Annotated in this window: 27 protein-coding genes and 1 rRNA gene; 27 read left to right on the forward strand and 1 reads right to left on the reverse strand. The window is 46.6% G+C overall.

Annotation, left to right across the window (positions count from 1 at the left end):
- Positions 1–6 precede the first annotated feature (6 nt).
- The 18 genes from rplB (at position 7) to H6759_00810 (ending at position 9,205) form a co-directional block, all read left to right on the forward strand.
- Entirely contained in the window at positions 7–846 is an 840-nt protein-coding gene (gene rplB, locus H6759_00725) for a 50S ribosomal protein L2 (protein USN52593.1), read from the forward strand.
- Between the two features lie 3 nt (positions 847–849).
- The gene (rpsS, locus tag H6759_00730) at positions 850–1,137 is read left to right on the forward strand and encodes a 30S ribosomal protein S19 (protein ID USN52594.1); all 288 of its coding nucleotides are present in this window, start codon (positions 850–852) and stop codon (positions 1,135–1,137) included.
- Positions 1,138–1,142: 5 nt separating this feature from the next.
- Entirely contained in the window at positions 1,143–1,556 is a 414-nt protein-coding gene (gene rplV, locus H6759_00735) for a 50S ribosomal protein L22 (GenBank protein USN52595.1), read from the forward strand.
- A 3-nt stretch (positions 1,557–1,559) separates the two neighbouring features.
- Positions 1,560–2,420, forward strand: a complete 861-nt coding sequence (gene rpsC, locus H6759_00740; protein USN52596.1) for a 30S ribosomal protein S3 — start codon at positions 1,560–1,562, stop codon at positions 2,418–2,420.
- Positions 2,421–2,426: 6 nt separating this feature from the next.
- Complete coding sequence (gene rplP, locus H6759_00745) at positions 2,427–2,837, forward strand: 50S ribosomal protein L16 (GenBank protein USN52597.1); 411 nt, start codon at positions 2,427–2,429, stop codon at positions 2,835–2,837.
- A 3-nt stretch (positions 2,838–2,840) separates the two neighbouring features.
- Positions 2,841–3,038 (forward strand): 50S ribosomal protein L29, encoded by a 198-nt coding sequence (gene rpmC / locus H6759_00750; protein USN52598.1) that lies wholly within the window; start codon positions 2,841–2,843, stop codon positions 3,036–3,038.
- A 2-nt stretch (positions 3,039–3,040) separates the two neighbouring features.
- Positions 3,041–3,307, forward strand: coding sequence for a 30S ribosomal protein S17 (gene rpsQ / locus H6759_00755; GenBank protein ID USN52599.1), 267 nt, complete (start codon positions 3,041–3,043; stop codon positions 3,305–3,307).
- A gap of 5 nt (positions 3,308–3,312) precedes the next feature.
- The gene (gene rplN / locus H6759_00760) at positions 3,313–3,684 is read left to right on the forward strand and encodes a 50S ribosomal protein L14 (GenBank protein ID USN52600.1); all 372 of its coding nucleotides are present in this window, start codon (positions 3,313–3,315) and stop codon (positions 3,682–3,684) included.
- Between the two features lie 6 nt (positions 3,685–3,690).
- Positions 3,691–3,954 (forward strand): 50S ribosomal protein L24, encoded by a 264-nt coding sequence (locus H6759_00765; protein ID USN52601.1) that lies wholly within the window; start codon positions 3,691–3,693, stop codon positions 3,952–3,954.
- A gap of 4 nt (positions 3,955–3,958) precedes the next feature.
- Entirely contained in the window at positions 3,959–4,495 is a 537-nt protein-coding gene (gene rplE, locus H6759_00770; GenBank protein USN52602.1) for a 50S ribosomal protein L5, read from the forward strand.
- A 3-nt stretch (positions 4,496–4,498) separates the two neighbouring features.
- Positions 4,499–4,684, forward strand: a complete 186-nt coding sequence (locus H6759_00775) for a type Z 30S ribosomal protein S14 (GenBank protein USN52603.1) — start codon at positions 4,499–4,501, stop codon at positions 4,682–4,684.
- A 3-nt stretch (positions 4,685–4,687) separates the two neighbouring features.
- Entirely contained in the window at positions 4,688–5,080 is a 393-nt protein-coding gene (gene rpsH, locus H6759_00780; protein ID USN52604.1) for a 30S ribosomal protein S8, read from the forward strand.
- A gap of 30 nt (positions 5,081–5,110) precedes the next feature.
- Positions 5,111–5,656, forward strand: coding sequence for a 50S ribosomal protein L6 (rplF, locus tag H6759_00785; protein USN52605.1), 546 nt, complete (start codon positions 5,111–5,113; stop codon positions 5,654–5,656).
- 11 nt (positions 5,657–5,667) lie between these two features.
- On the forward strand, positions 5,668–6,030 hold the full coding sequence (locus tag H6759_00790; GenBank protein ID USN52606.1) for a 50S ribosomal protein L18: 363 nt from the start codon (positions 5,668–5,670) through the stop codon (positions 6,028–6,030).
- 3 nt (positions 6,031–6,033) lie between these two features.
- On the forward strand, positions 6,034–6,726 hold the full coding sequence (rpsE, locus tag H6759_00795; protein ID USN52607.1) for a 30S ribosomal protein S5: 693 nt from the start codon (positions 6,034–6,036) through the stop codon (positions 6,724–6,726).
- A 2-nt stretch (positions 6,727–6,728) separates the two neighbouring features.
- Positions 6,729–7,175, forward strand: coding sequence for a 50S ribosomal protein L15 (gene rplO / locus H6759_00800; GenBank protein ID USN52608.1), 447 nt, complete (start codon positions 6,729–6,731; stop codon positions 7,173–7,175).
- A 12-nt stretch (positions 7,176–7,187) separates the two neighbouring features.
- The gene (secY, locus tag H6759_00805) at positions 7,188–8,468 is read left to right on the forward strand and encodes a preprotein translocase subunit SecY (protein ID USN52609.1); all 1,281 of its coding nucleotides are present in this window, start codon (positions 7,188–7,190) and stop codon (positions 8,466–8,468) included.
- A gap of 89 nt (positions 8,469–8,557) precedes the next feature.
- A complete protein-coding gene (locus H6759_00810) occupies positions 8,558–9,205 on the forward strand; it encodes a nucleoside monophosphate kinase (protein USN52610.1) in 648 nt (215 codons plus the stop codon).
- 4 nt (positions 9,206–9,209) lie between these two features.
- On the opposite strand, the gene H6759_00815 is transcribed toward H6759_00810, so the two are convergent.
- A complete protein-coding gene (locus H6759_00815; protein USN52611.1) occupies positions 9,210–10,457 on the reverse strand; it encodes a serine hydroxymethyltransferase in 1,248 nt (415 codons plus the stop codon).
- A gap of 48 nt (positions 10,458–10,505) precedes the next feature.
- On the opposite strand from H6759_00815, the gene map reads away from it, so the two are divergent.
- The 9 genes from map (at position 10,506) to H6759_00860 (ending at position 20,384) form a co-directional block, all read left to right on the forward strand.
- Positions 10,506–11,285 carry a type I methionyl aminopeptidase gene (gene map, locus H6759_00820; GenBank protein ID USN52612.1) on the forward strand — a complete coding sequence of 260 codons (780 nt, stop codon included), beginning with the start codon at positions 10,506–10,508 and terminating at the stop codon, positions 11,283–11,285.
- Positions 11,286–11,672: 387 nt separating this feature from the next.
- Positions 11,673–12,656 carry a hypothetical protein gene (locus H6759_00825; GenBank protein USN52613.1) on the forward strand — a complete coding sequence of 328 codons (984 nt, stop codon included), beginning with the start codon at positions 11,673–11,675 and terminating at the stop codon, positions 12,654–12,656.
- Between the two features lie 80 nt (positions 12,657–12,736).
- On the forward strand, positions 12,737–13,555 hold the full coding sequence (gene mutM, locus H6759_00830) for a bifunctional DNA-formamidopyrimidine glycosylase/DNA-(apurinic or apyrimidinic site) lyase (GenBank protein ID USN52614.1): 819 nt from the start codon (positions 12,737–12,739) through the stop codon (positions 13,553–13,555).
- 9 nt (positions 13,556–13,564) lie between these two features.
- Entirely contained in the window at positions 13,565–14,314 is a 750-nt protein-coding gene (locus H6759_00835; GenBank protein ID USN52615.1) for a DNA alkylation repair protein, read from the forward strand.
- The gene (gene ung, locus H6759_00840) at positions 14,301–14,972 is read left to right on the forward strand and encodes a uracil-DNA glycosylase (GenBank protein USN52616.1); all 672 of its coding nucleotides are present in this window, start codon (positions 14,301–14,303) and stop codon (positions 14,970–14,972) included. The genes H6759_00835 and ung overlap by 14 nt, the downstream gene beginning before the upstream one ends.
- A gap of 81 nt (positions 14,973–15,053) precedes the next feature.
- Entirely contained in the window at positions 15,054–16,274 is a 1,221-nt protein-coding gene (locus tag H6759_00845) for a hypothetical protein (GenBank protein USN52617.1), read from the forward strand.
- Positions 16,275–16,361: 87 nt separating this feature from the next.
- Complete coding sequence (gene prfB, locus H6759_00850; GenBank protein ID USN52618.1) at positions 16,362–17,492, forward strand: peptide chain release factor 2; 1,131 nt, start codon at positions 16,362–16,364, stop codon at positions 17,490–17,492.
- 336 nt (positions 17,493–17,828) lie between these two features.
- Entirely contained in the window at positions 17,829–18,641 is an 813-nt protein-coding gene (gene rsmA, locus H6759_00855; GenBank protein ID USN52619.1) for a ribosomal RNA small subunit methyltransferase A, read from the forward strand.
- A 242-nt stretch (positions 18,642–18,883) separates the two neighbouring features.
- Positions 18,884–20,384 (forward strand): 16S ribosomal RNA (locus H6759_00860).
- Positions 20,385–20,622: the final 238 nt, after the last annotated feature.

Genomic DNA, 20,622 nt, shown 5'->3' on the forward strand with positions numbered 1-20,622 from the left:
CTCCCTATGCCGATCAAAAAAATTCGCCCAGTAACAATTGGGCAGCGCAATATCTCGGTGCAGGATTTCTCAGATATTACTGCAAGTAAGCCTGAAAAATCTCTCATCATCTCGCGCAAAAACAAGGCCGGTCGTAATGGCGGTAAAATCGCTGTTCGCCATCAAGGCGGAGGTCACAAAAAATTCATTCGTGAAGTTGACTTTACTCGCAGCCGTTACGATATTCCTGCCACAGTAAAAACTATTGAGTACGATCCTAATCGCGGCGCACGTATTTCGCTCGTTGCGTATAAGGACGGTGTAAAATCCTACGTACTCACACCAGACGGGTTACAAGTGGGTATGACAATTGTCTCCTCACTTACAGAAGCAGAAATTCTTCCTGGTAACCGTCTTCCGTTAAGCAAGATCCCTGTTGGTACTACGGTTCATTCAGTAGAGCTAGCACCGGGTAAAGGCGGACAGCTTGGCCATGGTGCCGGCTCCCGTATCGAATTCATGGCTGTCGAAGACGACTGGGCTGTCATCAAACTTCCATCCGGTGAAACCCGCCGTATTCCGAAGGGTTGTATGGCAACCATCGGCTCCGTTTCAAACCAAGATTGGCACCTCGTTCGTTGGGGTAAAGCTGGTCGCATGCGCCATCGCGGTATCCGTCCTACGGTTCGCGGTAAAGTCATGAACCCAGTAGATCACCCTCACGGTGGTGGTGAAGGTAAACATCCAATTGGTATGAAATACGCTAAGACCAAGTGGGGCAAACATGCTCTCGGTGTCAAAACGCGTCGCCGTCATCTTGCTAGCGACAAATTCATTATTCGCCGCCGCAAGGGCAACACTCTCTAATCTATGTCTCGAAGTCTCAAAAAAGGACCTTTCACCGAGCCAAAGCTTCTTGAAAAAGTGAAGAAAGCTGGCCCTGGTTCAAAGGCTATCATCAAGACGTGGTACCGTTCTTCGACAATTACGCCGGAGATGGTTGGTTTTACCTTCGGTGTTCACAATGGCAAGCAACATGTAAATGTGCTCGTTGTTGAAAACATGGTGGGTCATAAACTTGGTGAATTCTCGCCAACACGTAAGTTCACACGTCATGGCGGTAAGTTAACTAAGTCCATTGACGCTGCTAAGAAATAATCGCTATGGAAGTAAAAGCATCACTCCGCTTTCTCCGTATGTCTCCACGTAAGGTTCGCCTTGTTGTGGATACTGTCCGAGGAATGTCGGTCGCAGCCGCCGAAACAAAGCTAAAGTTTGTGCCCAAGCTCGCATCTGAGCCGGTACTCAAACTCTTGCTCTCAGCGGTTGCCAACGCAACACATAACTTTCATCTTCAAAAAGAAGACTTATACGTAAAGACTATCGTTGCTGACGGCGGTCCAACGCTTAAACGTTTTCGTGCACGTGCCTTTGGTCGTGCAGCACCGATTCGTAAGCGCACCACTCACATCACGATTGTACTTGCTGAAAAGAAGGACGCTCCTACTGAAAAAGTAGAAGCTGCTCCGAAGAAAGTCGTTCGTGCTAAGAAAGCTGCTACGCAAGTAACCGCCTAACCTATGGGTCACAAAGTCAATCCAAAAGTCTTCCGTCTCGGAATGACCACCACCTGGCCATCACGCTGGTTCGCCCGCAATGATGTCTATCGTCAATCACTTCAACAGGATCTTGGTATTCGTGAATACCTTGAGAAAGAATTGAAAGACGCAGGTGTAAACCGCATCGAAATCGAACGCTCACGTGGCGTTGTTACCATTACGGTTCATGCGGCACGTCCTGGCATTGCCATTGGTCGTGGAGGTGAAGGTTCAGATGCGCTCAAAAAGAAAATCGAAAAGAAATTCTTTCCAGGGCAAATCAAAACACTTCGCGTAAACCTTAATATTCAAGAGGTAGCAAACCCTGGTATTGAAGCCGCTCTCGTTGTTCAATCCGTTATTTCAGATCTTGAACGTCGCATGGCTTTTCGCCGCGTCCTCAAGATGACGATTGAACGCGTCAAAAAATCTGGTGCACTCGGTGTAAAAATCGCTGTATCAGGTCGTTTGAACGGTGCTGAAATTGCTCGTCGCGAATGGTTAGCTTGGGGAAAAATCCCACTCACAAACCTTCGTGCTGATATCGACTACTCCGCAAATTTTGCCATGACAAAGGCCGGTGCTATCGGCGTAAAAGTCTGGATCTACCGCGGAGATATCTTTAACGGCGAACGTCCAGCGATCTACCAGCCAACAACTCCACGTCGTCGCGATGATCGCGGTCCACGTCGTGACGGTATGGGTGGTGGTCGTCCTCCACGTCGCGATAGTCGCGGTGGTGGTACGGGTCGCCCTGTCTCATTCGGTTCAGGTGCTAGTAAGTCAGCGGCTCCATCCGCTCCAGCTGCTCCTGCCGATTCTCAATCAGAAAAAGCATCTTAATGCCCTATGTTGATTCCAAAGAAAGTCAAACATCGCAAGTGGCAAAAAGGTCGCGCTCGCAACATTCGCACGGCATCCACAAAGATTGAGCTCGCTTTTGGTTCATACGGCTTGAAAGCAATGACTCCAGCATGGATTACTTCTCAAGAAATCGAAGCTGGTCGTCGTGTTCTCACTCGCTATGTAAAAAAAGGCGGTAAAGTCTGGATTCGCGTGTTCCCTGATAAGCCTGTAACGAAAAAAGGTAACGAAGTACCGATGGGTTCCGGTAAAGGTGCCCCGGATCACTACGTTGCGGTTATTCGTCCAGGTACAATCCTTTATGAAATGGACGGCATTCCGGCTGATATGGCTAAGCAAGCTCTACAGAGCGCTGCTTATAAGCTATCGCCGATTTGTAAGTTTATAAGCAAATAAGCTATGTCGAACTTCAAAGAGCTCTCACTGAAGACGCCTGTCGAACTTCGTCGCCAAGCTGAAGAGCTTCGTGCCGAATTGCGCGACCTCCGCTTCAAAGTGAAGACACGTCAATATCTCAAAGTACGTACAGTGCGCGTTAAACGTCGCGAACTTGCCCGTACAGTTCACGCACTCGCTAAAGCGACTGCTACCAAGTAATTATGTCAACGACTCAATCATCCAAAACACAACCACATCGCTTGCAAGGCGTTGTTGTATCAACAGCGATGGCAAAAACCGCTGTGGTTCGTGTAGACCGCCGTGTTATGCACGAGAAGTACGGTAAGTACTTCACGATCTCGAAGAAATTCAAGGTCCACGACGAAATTGGTGCTGCCCATATGGGTGACATCATCGAAATCGAAGAGTGCCGCCCGGTGAGCCGCGACAAGAATTGGCGTTATTTGTCCACCATTAAAGCTGCATAATCTCTATGGTACAACATCGCTCAATGCTCTCTGTTGCTGATAACTCAGGAGCTAAAATTCTCCAGGTGATCCGTGTGAATGGTGGTTACCAAAAGCGCTACGGCCGCATCGCGGACGTTGTGACTTGCGCCGTCAAATCCGCAGATCCTCGTGGCGTTGTAAAGAAATCCGATGTCGTCCACGCTGTACTTGTGCGTTCTCGTAAAGAGACACGTCGTGCAGACGGTACGTACATTCGCTTCGACGAAAACGCTGGCGTTATCATCGATCCTAAAACAAAAGAACCAAAAGGTACTCGTATCTTCGGACCAGTTGCTCGCGAACTTCGCGCAAAAGGTTTTACGAAGATTGTATCTCTTGCGCCTGAAGTCCTCTAATATCCTATGACACAACTCCGTATTAAAACCGGCGATGAAGTCATCGTGATTGCCGGGGCCGACAAAGGCAAAAAAGGCAAAGTCATCCAGACTTTTCCAAAACTCAATCGTGTCGTGGTTGAAGGTGTGAATATTCGCAAACGCCATATGCGCGCTGCGAGTGCTCAAGCCCAAGGTCAGACCGTTGAGTTCTCAATGCCGATGAACTCATCCAATGTGATGCTTGTTATCGGTGGTAAACCTGCTCGTCATAATAAACGAGCTGCCTAATCCTATGACTCTAAAAGAACAGTACCAATCAGCTGTCGTGCCAGCCTTGAAAAAGGACTTCGGTATCGAAAGCATCATGGCCGTTCCAAAAGTGAAGAGCGTGACGATTTCCGTCGGTCTTTCGCAGGGTCTTAAGGATCCGAAGGTCCTTGAAACGGTTGAACGAACGCTTGAGCGTATTACTGGTCAAAAGCCAGCAAAAACAAAAGCGAAGAAATCAATCTCAAGCTTTAAAATCCGTGAAGGTATGGTTGTGGGTATGATGGTAACGCTTCGTGGTCAACGCATGTGGGATTTTCTCACTCGCCTCACGAACTTTACTTTCCCACGTATCCGTGACTTCCGCGGTATTTCGTCCAAATCGATGGATGCCCATGGCAATCTATCCCTCGGCTTTCGTGAGAACATTGCGTTCCCTGAAATCCGTCCGGATGAAATTGAACGTATCCACGGTTTGCAAATCACCATCACGACAACGGCTGGTGAACGCGCCGTAGGTACCGCTTTGCTCAAAGGCCTCGGCTTTCCATTCACGAACTAACTTATGGCAACACAAGCTCAAATCGCAAAATCCAACCGCAAGCCGAAATACTCGACTCGCGAAGTGCGCCGTTGCTGGCGCTGTGGTCGTAAGCATGGCTACATGCGCGACTTCGGATTGTGCCGTATTTGCTTCCGTGAGCTCGCTAACCGCGCTGAGCTTCCAGGTGTGACCAAATCAAGCTGGTAAACTATGCAAAACGATCCAATCAGCGACTTCCTGACACGCATTCGTAATGCGCAGGCCGCACGTCATGAGACGGTTTCTTTGCCGGGCTCCCGTTTGAAATTGGCTGTCGCCAAGGTGCTCGTCGAAGAAGGCTTTCTTGCAGACGCAAAACAAACGTCAGAAGGTCCAAAAAAGACCCTCGTCGTAACTCTTAAATACATGGGCAAGACTCCATTGATTCGTTCTATCAAGAGCATTTCAACTCCTGGACGCCGTGTCTATCGTAAAACCACTGAACTCCCTCATGTGTTATCTGGTCAGGGTATCCGCGTGATTTCAACATCCGCTGGTGTCATGTCTGATCACGAAGCACGTAAGCGTAAGCTCGGCGGAGAAATTATTTGCGAAGTATCGTAAGATCTTCGTTTCATTCTTCACTATTATTGTATGTCTCGTATCGGTAAGAAACCGGTTATCCTGCCCTCGGGTTTTGACGTGACTGTCGAAGCTGGGAAGGTAACTGTGAAAGGCCCTAAAGAGTCTCTCACGGTTCCTCTCCACTCGGATGTCTCGATCGAGATCCAGGCAGAGCCAAGTGCTGTTATTGTAAACGTCAAAGACGAAAACAATGTGAAACAGCGTGCTCTCTGGGGTCTCACTCGCCAGCTCATCGCGAACGCGGTAGAAGGCCTTGTGAAACCTTACGAGAAATCCCTCGAATTCGTTGGTGTTGGTTACAAAGTCGCACTACAAGGCAATGTTATTGTCATGGACGTCGGTTTTTCGCATCAGGTGAAATACCCTGTGCCTCCAATGCTCGAAGCGAGTGTTGATAAACAAATCCTAAAGCTTGTTTCTTCTGACAAACACTTGTTAGGAGAAGTAGCGGCACAAATTCGCCGTGTACGTCCACCAGAGCCTTATAAGGGCAAAGGTATTCGATACACTGATGAGGTTGTTCGTCGCAAAGCTGGTAAGGCAGCCAAATCCTAACGCCTAAACGTATGTCGAATCTCAACACTTCCACGGCGAAAGCTCGCCGCATTGCTCGCGTTCGCGCTCGCATCTCCGGAACGGCAACACGTCCGCGTTTGGCCGTCTTCCGTAGTATCTCTCATATTTATGTGCAAGCCATTGATGATGTCGCACAAAAGACGCTCGCGTCTGTCCGTGATACTGATATCGCTGAAGCACAACGAAAAGGTAAAAAGAAAACTGAAATCTCAACGGAGGTAGGCAAGATGATTGCCGAACGCCTTGTGAAACAGGGTATTAACCAGGCGGTATTCGATCGCCGCGATAAGCGCTATCATGGTCGCGTTAAGGCATTAGCCGAAGGCGCTCGTGAAGCGGGTCTCACGTTCTAATCTATGTCTGAAGAAATCAAACAAGCAGCAGAGAGCACAGCTCCTGCCGCGGCTCCAGCTCCTGCTGAAGCCCCTGTCGCAGCTCCAGCACCAACGGATAAGCCTGCACCTCGTGGTGCTCGTCCAGCTTTTGGTGCAGGTGGACGCGGTGGTCGTGGTGGTGCCGGTGGCGCTCGTGGCGGCCGACGTGACAATCGTCGCGGACGCGGTGACGTTCCTGCTGAGGCAGACTATGAAGAAAAGAACGTTGAGGTTGCTCGTGTTACACGTGTAACCAAGGGTGGTAAGCGTATGCGCTTTCGTGTTCTTTCGGTTATTGGTAACCGTAAGGGCCGCACAGGTTTTGGTCTCGCGAAAGGCGTGGATGTTGCAGGTGCAAGCAATAAAGCAAGCACTCAAGCAAGAAAATCGCTTATTACCGTCCCACTTGTAAACGAAACGATCCCTCATGCTGTAACAGCAAAATACGGTGCAGCTATGGTGCTTCTTAAGCCAGCTCCAAAAGGTTCTGGTGTAAAAGCAGGTGGCGCTGTTCGTATCGTGCTTGAACTTGCTGGTATCCCGAACGTTGTTTCGAAGATCCTCGGTTCAAACAATAAGACCAACAACGTCAAAGCAACGTTTGAGGCGCTTCGTATGCTTCGCCTTCCGGTGAAGACAGAGAAGTCTGAAGAATCTGCTGTAGCGAAGAAATAATTATGTCGCTTACATTACATTCTCTAAAACCAAAGCATGGCTCACGAAAGAAATCCTTTCGTATCGGTCGTGGTGAAGGTACTGGTATCGGTAAAACATCCGGTCGTGGTGCAAATGGTCAGAAATCCCGCTCCGGTGGTAAACATGGCTTAAAGCGTCTCGGTATGAAATCGATGCTCCTCTCCTTTCCAAAGGTGAGAGGTTTCCGTAGTCGTTATGACAAAGCAACCACGATCACGTTAAAGCGTCTTGAGGCGTTTGAAACGGGTTCTATGGTAACAATGCAAGAACTTCGTAAGCGTGGCCTCGTAACGCGTACAGCGAAAGCTGTAAAAATCGTGGGTAACGAAGCTATCTCGAAGAAACTTAATGTTTCTGGTGTAGCCATTAGCGCAAGCGCTAAGGCAGCTATTGAGGCTGCCGGCGGTTCCGTTAAAGACCGCACCTAATCCCAACTTCTTATGTGGAATACATTGACACAAGCGTGGCGTGTGAAGGAGGTGCGTAACGGGCTTTTGTTCGTTATTGCAATGATGGTCATTTTTCGTGTAGCGGCAAATATTCCGCTTCCGGGTATTGACCTTATTGCTTTGCGACGCTTTTTTGAAGCGAATCAATTGCTTGGCCTTCTCAATGTCTTCTCGGGTGGCACAATGTCTAACTTTAGCATTGTTGCTCTCGGTGTCGGTCCTTACATCACGTCTTCGATTGTTTTTCAGTTGTTGACGATGATTGTTCCACGCTTAGAAGAAATCCAAAAAGAAGGGGAGGCAGGACAAAAGCGTATTAGCCAGTGGACACGTCTTTTGACGGTGCCACTTGCGATCGTTCAGTCATTTGCGCTTCTTTCGATCATGCGTAATTCGTCGTTTCCTATCCTTACAACGCAAGAGCCTCTCTATATTGTGATGCTTATTGCCTGTGTAACGGCAGGTACGATGTTCTTAACATGGTTAGGTGAGCTCATTACGGAGCGTAAAGTTGGTAACGGTATCTCGTTGCTGATCTTTGCTGGTATCGTTTCGGGTTTGCCATCGACGGTCTCTCGTTTCTTTGCGACCTATGACTCATCCCAATGGTTGACGGTTGTGCTTTACGCCGCGTCAGCCATTGCAATGGTTGCAGGTATCGTCTTTGTAAACGAAGGTCAACGTAATGTGCCGGTACAATACGCTCGCCAATCACGTTCTCTATCAGGAACGGGTAGCGGCGGAATTACGTCATCATTGCCATTACGAGTAAACATGACGGGTGTTATTCCGATCATCTTTGCTGTGTCGATGCTCTTGTTCCCGTCCGTGCTCGCACAGTTCTTTGCGCAAGCAAGAACACCAGCTGTTGCAAATGCAGCAAACTGGCTTCTTGTTACGTTGCAGAACCAAACGATTTACGGCGTGCTGTATTTCTTGTTCGTTGTAGGATTTACCTACTTCTACGCGACCATCGTCTTTCAGCCAGAACGTGTATCGGAGAACTTGCAAAAACAAGGTGGTTTTATCCCGGGCATTCGTCCAGGAGCGCAAACAGCAGCCTATCTTTTACAGGTTGTTGAGCGTATCACCCTAGGTGGTGCATTGTTCTTGGGCTTTATCGCCGTTACTCCACTCATCGCTCAGGCCCTTACTGGCTCGACGACGGTGAATATCGGTGGTACATCCTTGCTTATCGTCGTATCTGTAGTCATTGAGTCTATCAAGCAAATTGAAGCTCAGATTACAATGCGTTCGTACGACGTGTACTAAGTAACAAAACCCCTCCTGTCCCAAAGATCAGGAGGGGTTTTGTGTTTGGGCTTTTCGTTTTTATCGTTGAGTGCTAGTCTGCAGATATTATGGCGAAAAAACGCCGCTTACGAGCCGTCTTATTTGGGCCACAAGGCGCCGGTAAAACCACCCAAGGGAGGGCGCTTTCTGATCGCTATGGGGTGCCTTATATTTCTTCTGGGGAGTTATTGCGTGATGAGATATCGGAGGGGACGGCGCTCGGAAAGCTCGCAAAAGAATATGTGACGTCTCAAGTGATTGCACCAGATGAAGTTGTGGAGGCGATTATCATCAAAAGAATGAAACCCTATCTTTCTACGGGTTTTGTCTTGGATGGATTTCCGAGAAATGTAGAACAAGCAATAACACTTGATCGTCATACCGCGCTTGATATTGCGATTCAACTAAAGATGTCTGATAAAGAATCTGTAAAGCGTTTAAGTGAGTGTGGACGCTGTGCGACCTGTCGATCAGCTGTTCCATTTTCTGTTTTAAAAGTTATAAAAAAGTGTCCTGTCTGTGGAGGAGAAGTGAAAAAACGTGTCGCAGATGAAGCGGATTTTGTGATGCGCCGTTTGGCTGAGTATCATTTTATGACGGAACCATTATCAGGTTATTATCGTCAACGCGGAATTTTGTTAGCGATAAAAGCTGAACAGACATTACCTCAACTTTCCGAAGAGCTTTTTCGTAAATTAACCAAGCTTGGGTTTTAGTTTATTAACGCAAGTTCTTTACGTAAGATTGAATTTCTTTTTTTAGTAGGTTCAAGTTTTTGTTTTCAGTTGTTGTTAGCGCTTGATCAATCCATGTCGCGATTTGTTTCATGTCTTTTTCTTTGTAGCCTTGTGATGTAACGGCGGCAGTACCGAGTCGAATGCCTGAGGTGACTGTTGAAGATTGCTCGTCAAAAGGAAGAAGATTTTTGTTTACGGTGATGCCAATAGATTCAAGTTTTTCTTGCGCTTCAAGACCGGTAATCTTTTTTGGTGTGAGATCAACAAGAAAGCAATGATTGTCTGTGCCGCCCGATACAATTCGGTAGCCTTTTTTTGAAAGCTCGTTTGCAAGGCATTGGGCATTTTTTATCACTTGTTTTGCATAGCTTTTGTAAGCTGGCGTTGCGGCTTCTGCAAAGCAAATTGCTTTGGCGGCAATCACGTGTTCAAGCGGACCGCCTTGTGTACCAGGAAAGACAGCGGAGTCTAATAGCTCACTTAGTTTTTTCTTTGCTTTTAATTTGCTGTACGGATGATTGATGTCGTGGCGTAACATGATAATTCCACCGCGTGGACCGCGAAGCGTTTTGTGTGTTGTAGATGTAACAACATGCGCGTAATCAAACGGATCATTGAGAAGTTTAGCTGCGATTAATCCTGCTGGATGCGCGATGTCTGCGAGCAGAAGAGCTTTTACTTCGTCAGCGATTTTTCGGAGTGTTTTATAGTCCCAGTCACGGCTATATGCGGATGCGCCACAGATAATGAGTTTAGGCTTTTCTTTTTTTGCGATACGACGAATCGCAGCATAGTCGAGCTGTTCTGTTTTTGGGTCAAGTTGGTAGCTCACGCCACGATAATTTTTACCGCTCGCATTTGCTATGAATCCGTGCGAAAGATGTCCACCGTGTTTGAGGTCTAATCCAAGAATCGTGTCACCCGGCGAGAGGAGAGCTTGATAGACGGCAAGATTTGCCTGTGTGCCAGAATGCGGTTGGACATTAACCCAGCTCGCGCCAAAGAGCTTTTTTGCTCGCTCGATAGCAATCTGTTCAATCGTATCTACCGTTTCGCATCCCGCATAATAACGCTTAAAGGGCTTACCTTCAGCATATTTATTCGTAAGTACGGAACCTGTCGCCTCTAATATATCTTGACTAACGGTGTTTTCTGAGGCGATGAGATTGATGGTGTGCTTTTGGCGAACCTCTTCTTTTGTAATTAAATACTGGATTTTCTTGTCTTTCATAGGAGGGGTGTCTTGTATAAAGTACCAGTTTTTGCTATGTTTCGCCACATGTCATTGCTCAAAACACCAGAAGAGATCGCTATCATGAAAGAGGGGGGTATTATCCTTTCTCGAGCACTTCGTGCCGCAGCAGACGCCTGCGTCGAAGGTGCGCATACAAAAGACCTTGATGCTATTGCACGCAAGGTCATTGAAGACGCTGGAGCAACACCGTCATTTTTGGGGTACCGTATACATGGTGAGGGGATTCCATATCCTGATACCCTCTGCGTATCGATTAACGAAGAGGTGGTACATGGTTTAGCAACACCTGATCGCGTCATTAAAAAAGGCGATGTCGTAAGCTTAGATATTGGCTGTTGGTATAAAGAACTCTGTACCGATATGGCGATGACGGTCATTGTTGGCGAAGTAGATGAAAAAGTAAAAGAGCTCGTAAAGGTTACAAGAGAGGCACTGGTAAAGGGGCTCTCTGTCGTAAAAGCGGGTCGTTATATTCATGACATTGGTGCCGCGATCGAAGATTTTGTTAAACCTTATGGCTTTGGCATAGTTAAAGATCTTGTCGGCCATGGTGTTGGTCATGCTGTTCACGAAGATCCGCTTGTGCCTAATTATCGCGATCGACATATGCCTAAGGTAAAAATGCTCGAAGGGATGGTTATCGCGATTGAACCAATGATCACTCTTAAAAAACCTGGCGTCCATATGAAAGATGATCAATGGACGATCGCAACAAATGACAAAAGTATTTGCGCGCACTCAGAGGTTACCGTTGCTATTACAAAAACAGGTTATGAATTAATCACCCCTTGGCCAGATGCCTAGGGTTGATTTTATTATTGGTTTCTGCTAGCGTCCTTGTACCGTAAAACGGCAAGGAGGCACCTTTGACACAAATAAACCAAAAGTCATCCAATGCAAAAAACGAGCCTAATGTGGGGCTGCTAGCGAAGGATGTCCGTCCATGGGTCATGAAAAAAGAGCTATAAAGCTCAGCTCAAGGAAGGTCCTATTCTAGGAGAGGGTATATATCTCCCAGGTAGAGCTTTTTCATCGCTAACACCACTTTCTGAGTCTGTACGTCATGGTCGTAGAAGATTTGCTGAAAAGCGATGGAGTTACCCGGGGTTTGTTATTGCGCCAAATAGGAGTCGTCAGAACTCCACTCAAAAGAGTGTTACTCACTATGTTGTCGCGGATATCTACGGATATATGAGGCAACAGTGGTATATCGTCTCTGGTCTTAAAGACGAGAGAGCTCGGATGAAGCGATCCGTTGAGGAGGCGCGCGCCACGGCGAATCTACTACTCAATAAGGGGCATTGCACCAAAGGAGAGCACGACCACATCATGTCGGCTATACTGCGACTTGAGGCTCAGTACACGGATCCAGACTTTCGTGATGAGTTCAAGATTCGCGCAGGAGATCTGTTTATGCAGGTAGGTGTAGACGGTGACCCGCGACCAATGCGCAATGCTGTACATGCGATGACGACCTATCGAGGTGCAGCACATCTCGAAAGACGTCAACGTAATACGCATATCATGCTGCATTACTTTCAGCCAAGATTCTTGCAGGTGAGGGGAGTTGTCAGACAGCTCGAAGATCGACTGCATAGACTTGCACAAGCCTTGGCAAAAAACGGTCGTCTTACTCGTGCCTATCGCGCATTTCAATCACGTATCAATAGGCAGACGCGCAATGATCTGATTACTGAGCTAGGGGATTTTTCTGACGGCATTCTGATGCTGACATGGATTCAGCCCTTTGCTCCGCAGGCATTGCGTGCAAAACAATTGAGTGATGAATTGTGCGAGACTGTAAGTCTTGGCGAACATCACGAAGTGGACATGGAGGCGCTTTTTCAAGAAGTGTGCTTTCGTGTGATGCTGCTGCGGTTAATTGTTCGTGTTGAGCGAGACGGTGTATTGCCGCTTACCTTGCTCGAGCCACAGTTGGCCGAAACGTCAGAAAGAGAGCATCGCTCACGTATCTTTGACGTTGTGCAAAGAGATATTGCTACACTTCATCAAAAGATTCTCGACGAGCAAAACGCGTCGCTATCTCTGCTTACGGGGCTAGACCCTTGGCTAGAAAAACTGCGGCTTTGCTCTAGAAATAACTTTTCTCATCATGGCATCATGCGTAATGACATGAAGTGCTTTTCGAGCTTTTTGGTCACGGCCGAGCTTTGAGAGTCCGAATCTGTCACCTCGCGCCACCTCTTTTAGAGGGTACTGGCGCGAGGTGATTTTGTTTGTTAATAACCTGTTGTATGCCCGAATTACCAGAGGTCGAAACGATTAAAAGACAGTTAAATGAGCGCTTGGTCAATAAGCGTATTATTGGCGTTGAAGTTATCCACTCTGGCCGTGAATTTCCAAGAGAGGCTCTATTTGTTGATCAACTCAAAGATCGCAAGATTATCGCCGTTAAACGTCGTGCAAAGCTTCTCATTTTTTATTTTATGGATGGCGGTGTTATGACAGCTCATCTTAAAATGACAGGTAAATTTCTTTTTGCAGAGAAGGGGTATAAACCAAAAAAGCATGATCATATCCTCTTTTATTTAGATGACGGCAGCACAATGATTTGGTCAGATGTGCGTAAATTTGGTTTTGTGAATCTCCTTACCGATGAACAACTTGAAGATGAGATTGCGGATTATGGACCAGAGCCTTTAGAGCATGAGATTCAGATTCTTGCGGATGCATTAAAACGATTTTCGACGCGTGCGATCAAATCGGTTTTGTTGGATCAGAAAGTCATTGCAGGTATCGGCAATATTTATGCTGACGAATCGCTTTTTCGTGCGCGCATACATCCGTCTACACGTGCACATCTACTTACCGACGAGCAACGCTTTTTCTTAGCAAAAGAGATTCAGCTGGTTTTGACAGAATCTATCAAGCAAAAGGGGACGAGCGCAAATGATTATGTTGATACTCAGGGTGAACGCGGCGGTTTTTTGTCATTGCTACGTGTTTATGGTCGGGCAGGGGAGAAGTGTGTGAGCTGCAAGAAAACGACTATTCAAAAAATCACTCAAGCCGGACGAGGGACACATTTTTGTCCAAAGTGCCAAATAGCGTAAACTATCTTTATGAAATCACTTCTTGCAAAGAACCTTGAGCAGACCCTGATAAAACGTCGAGATATTGAGCGCGGTGTTTTTTTGCAGAGATTTTTTAAGACGGGTCCCGGTGAATACGGAGAGGGAGATCTTTTTTTGGGATTGTCCGTGCCTTCTATTCGTAAGGATTGTATCCCATACAAGGCACTTGAACTGAACGAAATAGAAAAGCTTTTGCAATCTCCTTGGCATGAGGTGCGTTTGGCGGCGGTTATTCTTTTAGCTGAACAAGCAAAAAAAGCGAAAGATGAAAAAACACAAAAGACATTAGCAGCCTTTTATCTTCGTCATGCTGATCGCATTAATAACTGGGATCTTGTTGATACGTCTGCTGTCGCTGTTCTTGGCCCGATGGTCGAAAAATTTGGTTATGAGTATCTTCGTCCACTTATTCGTTCAAAGCTTCTTTGGAAACGTCGCATGGCGATGATTTCGACACTTTATCTCATTAAAAAAGGAGAGGCTGATCTTGCACTGACTGTTGCGGAGGCGCTTATTGATGATCGACATGATTTGATGCAAAAAGCTGTTGGTTGGATGTTACGCGAGGTTGGTAAACACGCCAGTATGGCAAAGCTTAATGGCTTCTTAGAAAAACATGCAGCGACTATGCCGCGCACGGCTTTGCGTTACGCGCTTGAACGTCATCCAGCTTTTGCAAAAAAGCGTTTTATGAAGTTGAAGGATGGTATTGATTTGAATATCTATGAACAGCGCTAATGTGACTATCGAAGCAAGTTGGAAAAAGGCACTTGATGCCGAATTTGGCCAAGGATATTTCTCAACGCTCGCTGAATTTGTAAAGAACGAATATAAAACGACAAAGGTTTATCCGGCGCCAGCACAAATTTTTCGCGCATTCGATGAATGTCCATTTGATCAAGTAAAGGTCGTTATTATTGGGCAGGATCCTTATCATGGACCAGGGCAAGCGCATGGGCTCTGTTTTTCTGTAGGTAAGAGTATTGCGATACCTCCATCACTCAAAAACATTTTTAAAGAGATTGCTGATGATATAGGTACGCCACTTACGCAAGATGGTGACTTGTCTCGATGGGCAAAACAAGGTGTTTTTCTTTTAAATGCAACGTTAACGGTGCGTGAGGGACAGGCGGGTTCACACCAGGGTAAGGGTTGGGAGAAATTTACCGACGCTGCAATTAAGGTTATTTCGGATCAACGCGAAGGCATTGTCTTTTTGCTATGGGGACGATATGCGCAACAAAAAGAATCACTAATAGATACGTCCAAGCATTTTGTATTAAAAACGGTACATCCATCACCGCTTAGCGCTTATGCTGGATGGTTTGGTTGCAAGCACTTTAGTAAGGCAAATGAGTATCTGATAGCAAAAGGTAAGCAACCAATTCAGTGGTAGTCATGAGGTTTACTTGACGAAAGATGTTGAGGTTGGTTCTCTAATGAAGTCATCGCCCTTTAACAACACAAGGAGATTGTCGTGAAAAAAATTTCAGCGGATGCGCTCGAGAAGCAGACAAACTCTTTGATCGAAGCTGCTCATCGAGGTACTCTCACCGAAGCTATTCTAGCGATTAAAGCTAGGGAATATTACTACGTTCATGACTTGGGGCTGACTACGTCAGTAGGCATCTCCTGGATGCAGGAACAGGCAAATCTGTTTCATCGTATTGTTCGTGACCCTCTGGATTTTCATCGTAAGTTTATTCTCGATGGCCCATACGCAGTGCTTATTTTGTGTCAGAAAGAATATCTTACGGCTATAAGAGATGAGTCGCAGCGATACACGTTTGTAGAATCCGTCATTCGTCAGCACTCAATAGGAAATATCCTTTGGGTGCAGAATCTTCTCGAGATTGGGATGGAGGCTCACCGTGTTCGTGCGCTTGTTGTGAGCCGACTTCGTCTTGATCAAGAGCTTGGTGTTTGTACGCGCGCAACAAGCTTTACACAAGCGTTTTTAAACGAAGGTCATAAGTTCTTTCGACCAAAGACGGTCTATCATGGAGTGTGGCATCTCTTGGGCAAGGAAGTCTTCTTTGAAGAGGTTCATCTCATCGCAGATTTACTTCCTCAAAAGGTTCTTGCGCGCATTGAGGCGATCCGAGAAGAATTTTATGCGCCAACCGACACACTTGTCATTCGGTGTGTTAAGGCGCTTACTTCGCTGTCAGGAATTAACGCTCGTTATCTAGTATTGGTAAAAATACACGAGCTCTATCAGCTATTGATGCGAGTAAAAATAAATACACACTCGAGAGAAGAAGTTGAATTATTGTTTTTGCTATTAAGCGAGATGATTATTCGACTTGACCCTGAAAAATTAGATGCGGCAATATTTCGTGTACGCGGACTGACCCAAAGTGTCGAAAGCGCACTAGTATATCAGGTTATGACCCAGCTGTTACCACCAAAGAACGTTTGTGATGTCGTAGCGCTTCAGCACTGGTCGGATGAAATACATCACACCATGGTCCAAGGTGGTTGGATTTTTTCTCGTGCCGAACTCATCTTGATCCCGAGTCCGCTCGATAGTCCAAAATATAGAATCGGCTGCAGGTTGAATGAACAGATCTACCTTCATGACCGATACGCTGGATGGGAAATCAATGTTGGTGACGACATCATGTTTTTGCCATCACAAGCTGAGCAACTTAAGCATGTCTCTATCACGCGACTGCATTCTCTCAAAAGAGGCTGATATAACTCACCCCTGTCTATAGAAAGAATGTAGGTAGGGGTGTTTTTTGTCCTTTCCTTTTTTACCACAATCCTTTACTCTCCCAGCATGATCCAAGAGCTGCGTGAGCAATTACTAGCGCTAAAAACCAAGGTGGATGAAGCTTGGGGTATTTTGGCTTTGGATACGACAAAAAAAGAAATAGCCGCTCTTGAGGCCGAAACGATGTCGGCGGATTTTTGGCAGGATCAAGAGCGTGCCACACGTGAGTCCCAAAAGCTTGCAGAGCTTAGACGTGAAATCGAAGAATGGGAGGTTATTCGTCTAGCAATCGCAGACTCGTTAGAGTTGCTCGACATGGCAGAATCCGAGAAAGATCAAGACACAGTCAAAGAAATTGAAAAAAAGCTTGCTGAATTAGAAACAGAGTTCACCAAGTTAGAATTTAGCCTAATGTTTTCGGGTGACCATGATCAGGCGAATGCGATTATTGGCATCCATGCTGGCGCTGGCGGGACAGATGCGCAGGATTGGGCAGAGATGATAATGCGAATGCTTTTTCGTTTTGCTGAACGTAAAGGTTGGAAGGTGCAATTATTGGATGAGTCGAGAGGTGGAGAAGCGGGTATCAAGTCGGCTGTTTTTCGCGTTGAAGGTCGTTTTGCTTATGGTCATTTAAAGAGCGAGCACGGTGTACATCGTTTAGTTCGTCAATCGCCATTTAATGCCGATGCGTTACGTCAAACGTCTTTTGCCCTTGTAGAAGTTATTCCTGAAATCGAGCATGATTCTGATATTGAGATTAAAAACGAAGATTTGCGTATCGATACCTTTACCGCCGGTGGAAAAGGTGGACAGTCGGTGAATACAACATACTCAGCCGTGCGTATCGTGCATCTACCAACGGGTATTATGGTTTCGTGTCAAAATGAGCGATCACAAACGCAAAACAAAGAATTTGCGATGCGTGTACTCAAATCAAAATTAGCAAAATTACGCGAAGAAGAATTACAAAAAGAAAAACAGCAACTTCGTGGCGAATACCAAAGCGCAGAATGGGGCAATCAAATTCGTTCATATGTTTTGCATCCATATAAGATGGTCAAAGATCATCGTACCGATGTTGAAACCGCCGATCCTGAAAAAGTTCTTGATGGTGATATTGATGCGTTTATTGAGGGCTACCTTAGAATGGAAGCGGGTAAACACGATGTACCAGCGGAGCTCAATAAGGATTAAGATGCTCAATGGATTGACTTTGTTCGTTGGATGTTTATAGTGCGCAAACGGAGGCAGCATGTCGAGCAATAAAGACTGTCCGCACTTGAAAGAGTGCCCCATGTTTTCCCTATTAAGTCGTACCGCTAAAATCTGGCAAGACAACTATTGCAATGATGATTTTGCGCGCTGTGCACGCTATAAACTTTCTTGCGAAGGCAGGCAAGTCGCCTCAGTTGCTAATGCCAAATGGCAAATTACTCAAAGTCGTAAAATGACGAACTCTGTAAAGACCATGCAGGCGCGCGTGGTTTTTTATTTGCTTTTAATAGCCAAAGAAACGAGTAGAGTACCGTTATGAATCCCTCAGAAATCAAAGTTTTATTAGAACAGTTAGGCGGAGCGCCAAATAAGCGCTTGGGTCAGCATTTTTTGATTGATGGAGCGACGCTAGAAACCATTGTAGAAGCAGGGGAGATTCAAGAGGGTGACACGGTGCTTGAGATTGGTCCGGGACTAGGGGTATTAACAAATGAGCTTTTAGATCGCGGCGCTAACGTTATTGCCATCGAAAAAGACAAGCGTTATGCGGCCTACCATGAATCTCGCAAACTCAAGAACTTGAAGATTGTGCTAGGTGATGCGATTCAGCTCGATTGGCTAAAACTTGTTGGTAAAAAGCCATGGAAGTTTATCGCGAATTTGCCATACGCTATTACGTCTTATGCGTTGCGTCTTGGCTTGTGGTCAAAGCATCCTCCAGAATGCATGGTGGTGCTTGTGCAAAAAGAGGTGGCAGAGCGTGCTATTTCGCGTGATGGTAAGCAATCATTGCTTTCGCTCATGGTAGCGCTCGTATCGAGTGAAATGCGCATTTTGCGTAAAGTTCCACCAGGGTGTTTTTATCCGCCGCCAAGAGTTGATTCAGCGGTGCTTTATGTAAAGCCAATGCCAGTAAAAGATCGTGCAAATCATTGGGGGATAGAGCCAGAGCAAATTATGCTTCTCGCAAAGAAAGGTTTCGCGAAACCACGAAAGCTCTTGCGATCAAATATAGACGTTTCTGAGGATCAGTCCCAAGCATGGGAATCGCTCGGTATAAATCCAAAAGCGAGAGCAGAGGATTTATCCCCAAGGCAGTGGGCAGAGCTTGCAAAGACAGTAAAATAGGCAAAAAACCCACCAGTAAAAGGTGGGTTTTTCTTAGGGTTTTTTCACATTTAAGAACGTAGTAGGCAAAAAGCCTTGAATACTTGACATCATTGATGTTTTTCATTAAACTTCCCGCACTACTTGAGAGATCCGCAAGGGCCTCGCAAGCGAAACTTTGACAGCAGAAGAGTGATTGGAACCTAAGTTCAAGTCTATTTACTTTGATCCCAACTTTCCGCCAGGGAAGTTGTGGGTTTTATATGAGAGTTTGATCCTGGCTCAGGATGAACGCTGGCGGCGTGTCTAAGGCATGCAAGTCGAACGGACTGTTATTTGTAGCAATACTTAGAACAGTTAGTGGCAAACGGGTGCGTAACACATTGGTAACCTGCCTCAAAGTCGGGCATAATCCCGCGAAAGTGGGACTAATTCCACGATAGTCATCGAAGGTGAGATTCCTTCGATGTAAAGTCGCAAGACGCTTTGAGAGGGGCCTATGGCCTATCAGCTTGTTGGTGAGGTAACGGCTCACCAAGGCTATGACGGGTAGGGGGTGTGAGAGCACGACCCCCCTCACTGGGACTGAGACACTGCCCAGACACCTACGGGTGGCTGCAGTCGAGAATATTCCCCAATGGCCGAAAGGCTGAGGGAGCGACGCCGCGTGCAGGAATAAGGCCTTCGGGTCGTAAACTGCTTTTGCCGAGGAAGAATCATGACGGTACTCGGAGAATAAGAGGTTGCTAACTCTGTGCCAGCAGCAGCGGTAATACAGAGACCTCAAGCGTTATCCGGATTTATTGGGCGTAAAGGGTCCGCAGGTGGCTTTTCACGTCGATGGTTAAATGTTGGAGCTCAACTTCAACACCGCTGTCGATACGGTTAAGCTAGAGCATGGAAGAGGTAAGCGGAATTACTGGTGTAGTAGTAAAATGCGTTAATATCAGTAGGAACACCAAATGCGAAGGCAGCTTACTGGGACATTGCTGACACTCAGGGACGAAAGCGTGGGGAGCGAAAAGGATTAGATACCCTTGTAGTCCACGCCCTAAACGATGAATGCTAGATATTGGGAGTATCGACCCTCTCAGTGTCGTTTAAAATAGTTAACACATTAAGCATTCCGCCTGGGGAGTACGGTCGCAAGACTAAAACTCAAAGGAATAGACGGGGACCCGCACAAGCAGAGGAGCATGTGGTTTAATTCGACGGTAAGCGAGAAACCTCACCTAGGTTTGAAATGTAGCTGCAAGCCGAAAGAAACTTTGGCCGCCTTCGAGGGTGCTACACAGGTGCTGCATGGTTGCCGTCAGCTCGTGTCGTGAGATGTACCGTTAAGTCGGGTAACGAGCGCAACCCCCGTCCCATGTTGTTTTTTCATGGGAGACCGCCTCGGATAACGGGGAGGAAGGTGGGGATGACGTCAAATCAGCATGGCTCTTACACCTAGGGCTACACACGTGCTACAATGGCTATGACAATGGGCTGCCAAGTCGTAAGACGGAGCTAATCCCACCAAACATAGCCCCAGTTCGGATTGAGGGCTGAAATTCGCCCTCATGAAGCCGGATTTGCTAGTAAACGCGTATCAGCATCGGCGCGTTGAATACGTTCTCGGGTCTTGTACTCACCGCCCGTCACATCAAGAGAGTTGTATATGCCCGAAGGCCCCGATGAGGGGACGAAGGTAGAGACAGCGATAGGGATGAAGTCGTAACAAGGCATCCGTAGCGGAAGCTGTGGATGGATCACCTCCTTTCTAGGGAGAAATTTCCAAATATGGAATTATTGACCGATGGTCGATTTTTCTGACATTTATGTCAGAAAATTTAGTGCGAAACGACCTACATATTTTTGTAGGAACGTCGTACGCTAGATTGAACGAAGGTTTCCAATCACTCTTTTGAGAGTCAAAGTTAAAAGCCTCGCGTAAGCGGGGTTTTATCGTTGCGTGAATAGTGAGAGTGATAGTGACAATGAGCTTGTATGTGCTAGGATA

The organism is Candidatus Nomurabacteria bacterium (assembly GCA_023898425.1).
Lineage (GTDB): Bacteria > Patescibacteriota > Patescibacteriia > 2-12-FULL-60-25 > 2-12-FULL-60-25 > HK-STAS-PATE-2.

Bases quoted from the DNA above. Each gene is read 5' to 3' on its own strand.
- H6759_00835 (USN52615.1), top strand. From the start codon at position 13,565: ATGAAATCACTTCTTGCAAAGAACCTTGAGCAGACCCTGATAAAACGT.
- rpsS (USN52594.1), top strand. From the start codon at position 850: ATGTCTCGAAGTCTCAAAAAAGGACCTTTCACCGAGCCAAAGCTTCTT.
- H6759_00825 (USN52613.1), top strand. From the start codon at position 11,673: ATGAGGCAACAGTGGTATATCGTCTCTGGTCTTAAAGACGAGAGAGCT.
- H6759_00810 (USN52610.1), top strand. From the start codon at position 8,558: ATGGCGAAAAAACGCCGCTTACGAGCCGTCTTATTTGGGCCACAAGGC.
- rpmC (USN52598.1), top strand. From the start codon at position 2,841: ATGTCGAACTTCAAAGAGCTCTCACTGAAGACGCCTGTCGAACTTCGT.
- H6759_00775 (USN52603.1), top strand. From the start codon at position 4,499: ATGGCAACACAAGCTCAAATCGCAAAATCCAACCGCAAGCCGAAATAC.
- mutM (USN52614.1), top strand. From the start codon at position 12,737: ATGCCCGAATTACCAGAGGTCGAAACGATTAAAAGACAGTTAAATGAG.
- rplN (USN52600.1), top strand. From the start codon at position 3,313: ATGGTACAACATCGCTCAATGCTCTCTGTTGCTGATAACTCAGGAGCT.
- secY (USN52609.1), top strand. From the start codon at position 7,188: ATGTGGAATACATTGACACAAGCGTGGCGTGTGAAGGAGGTGCGTAAC.
- H6759_00765 (USN52601.1), top strand. From the start codon at position 3,691: ATGACACAACTCCGTATTAAAACCGGCGATGAAGTCATCGTGATTGCC.
- map (USN52612.1), top strand. From the start codon at position 10,506: ATGTCATTGCTCAAAACACCAGAAGAGATCGCTATCATGAAAGAGGGG.
- rpsQ (USN52599.1), top strand. From the start codon at position 3,041: ATGTCAACGACTCAATCATCCAAAACACAACCACATCGCTTGCAAGGC.
- rplO (USN52608.1), top strand. From the start codon at position 6,729: ATGTCGCTTACATTACATTCTCTAAAACCAAAGCATGGCTCACGAAAG.
- rplF (USN52605.1), top strand. From the start codon at position 5,111: ATGTCTCGTATCGGTAAGAAACCGGTTATCCTGCCCTCGGGTTTTGAC.
- rplE (USN52602.1), top strand. From the start codon at position 3,959: ATGACTCTAAAAGAACAGTACCAATCAGCTGTCGTGCCAGCCTTGAAA.
- prfB (USN52618.1), top strand. From the start codon at position 16,362: ATGATCCAAGAGCTGCGTGAGCAATTACTAGCGCTAAAAACCAAGGTG.
- rsmA (USN52619.1), top strand. From the start codon at position 17,829: ATGAATCCCTCAGAAATCAAAGTTTTATTAGAACAGTTAGGCGGAGCG.
- rpsC (USN52596.1), top strand. From the start codon at position 1,560: ATGGGTCACAAAGTCAATCCAAAAGTCTTCCGTCTCGGAATGACCACC.
- H6759_00815 (USN52611.1), bottom strand. From the start codon at position 10,457: ATGAAAGACAAGAAAATCCAGTATTTAATTACAAAAGAAGAGGTTCGC.
- rpsE (USN52607.1), top strand. From the start codon at position 6,034: ATGTCTGAAGAAATCAAACAAGCAGCAGAGAGCACAGCTCCTGCCGCG.
- rplP (USN52597.1), top strand. From the start codon at position 2,427: ATGTTGATTCCAAAGAAAGTCAAACATCGCAAGTGGCAAAAAGGTCGC.
- rplB (USN52593.1), top strand. From the start codon at position 7: ATGCCGATCAAAAAAATTCGCCCAGTAACAATTGGGCAGCGCAATATC.
- rpsH (USN52604.1), top strand. From the start codon at position 4,688: ATGCAAAACGATCCAATCAGCGACTTCCTGACACGCATTCGTAATGCG.
- ung (USN52616.1), top strand. From the start codon at position 14,301: ATGAACAGCGCTAATGTGACTATCGAAGCAAGTTGGAAAAAGGCACTT.
- H6759_00790 (USN52606.1), top strand. From the start codon at position 5,668: ATGTCGAATCTCAACACTTCCACGGCGAAAGCTCGCCGCATTGCTCGC.
- rplV (USN52595.1), top strand. From the start codon at position 1,143: ATGGAAGTAAAAGCATCACTCCGCTTTCTCCGTATGTCTCCACGTAAG.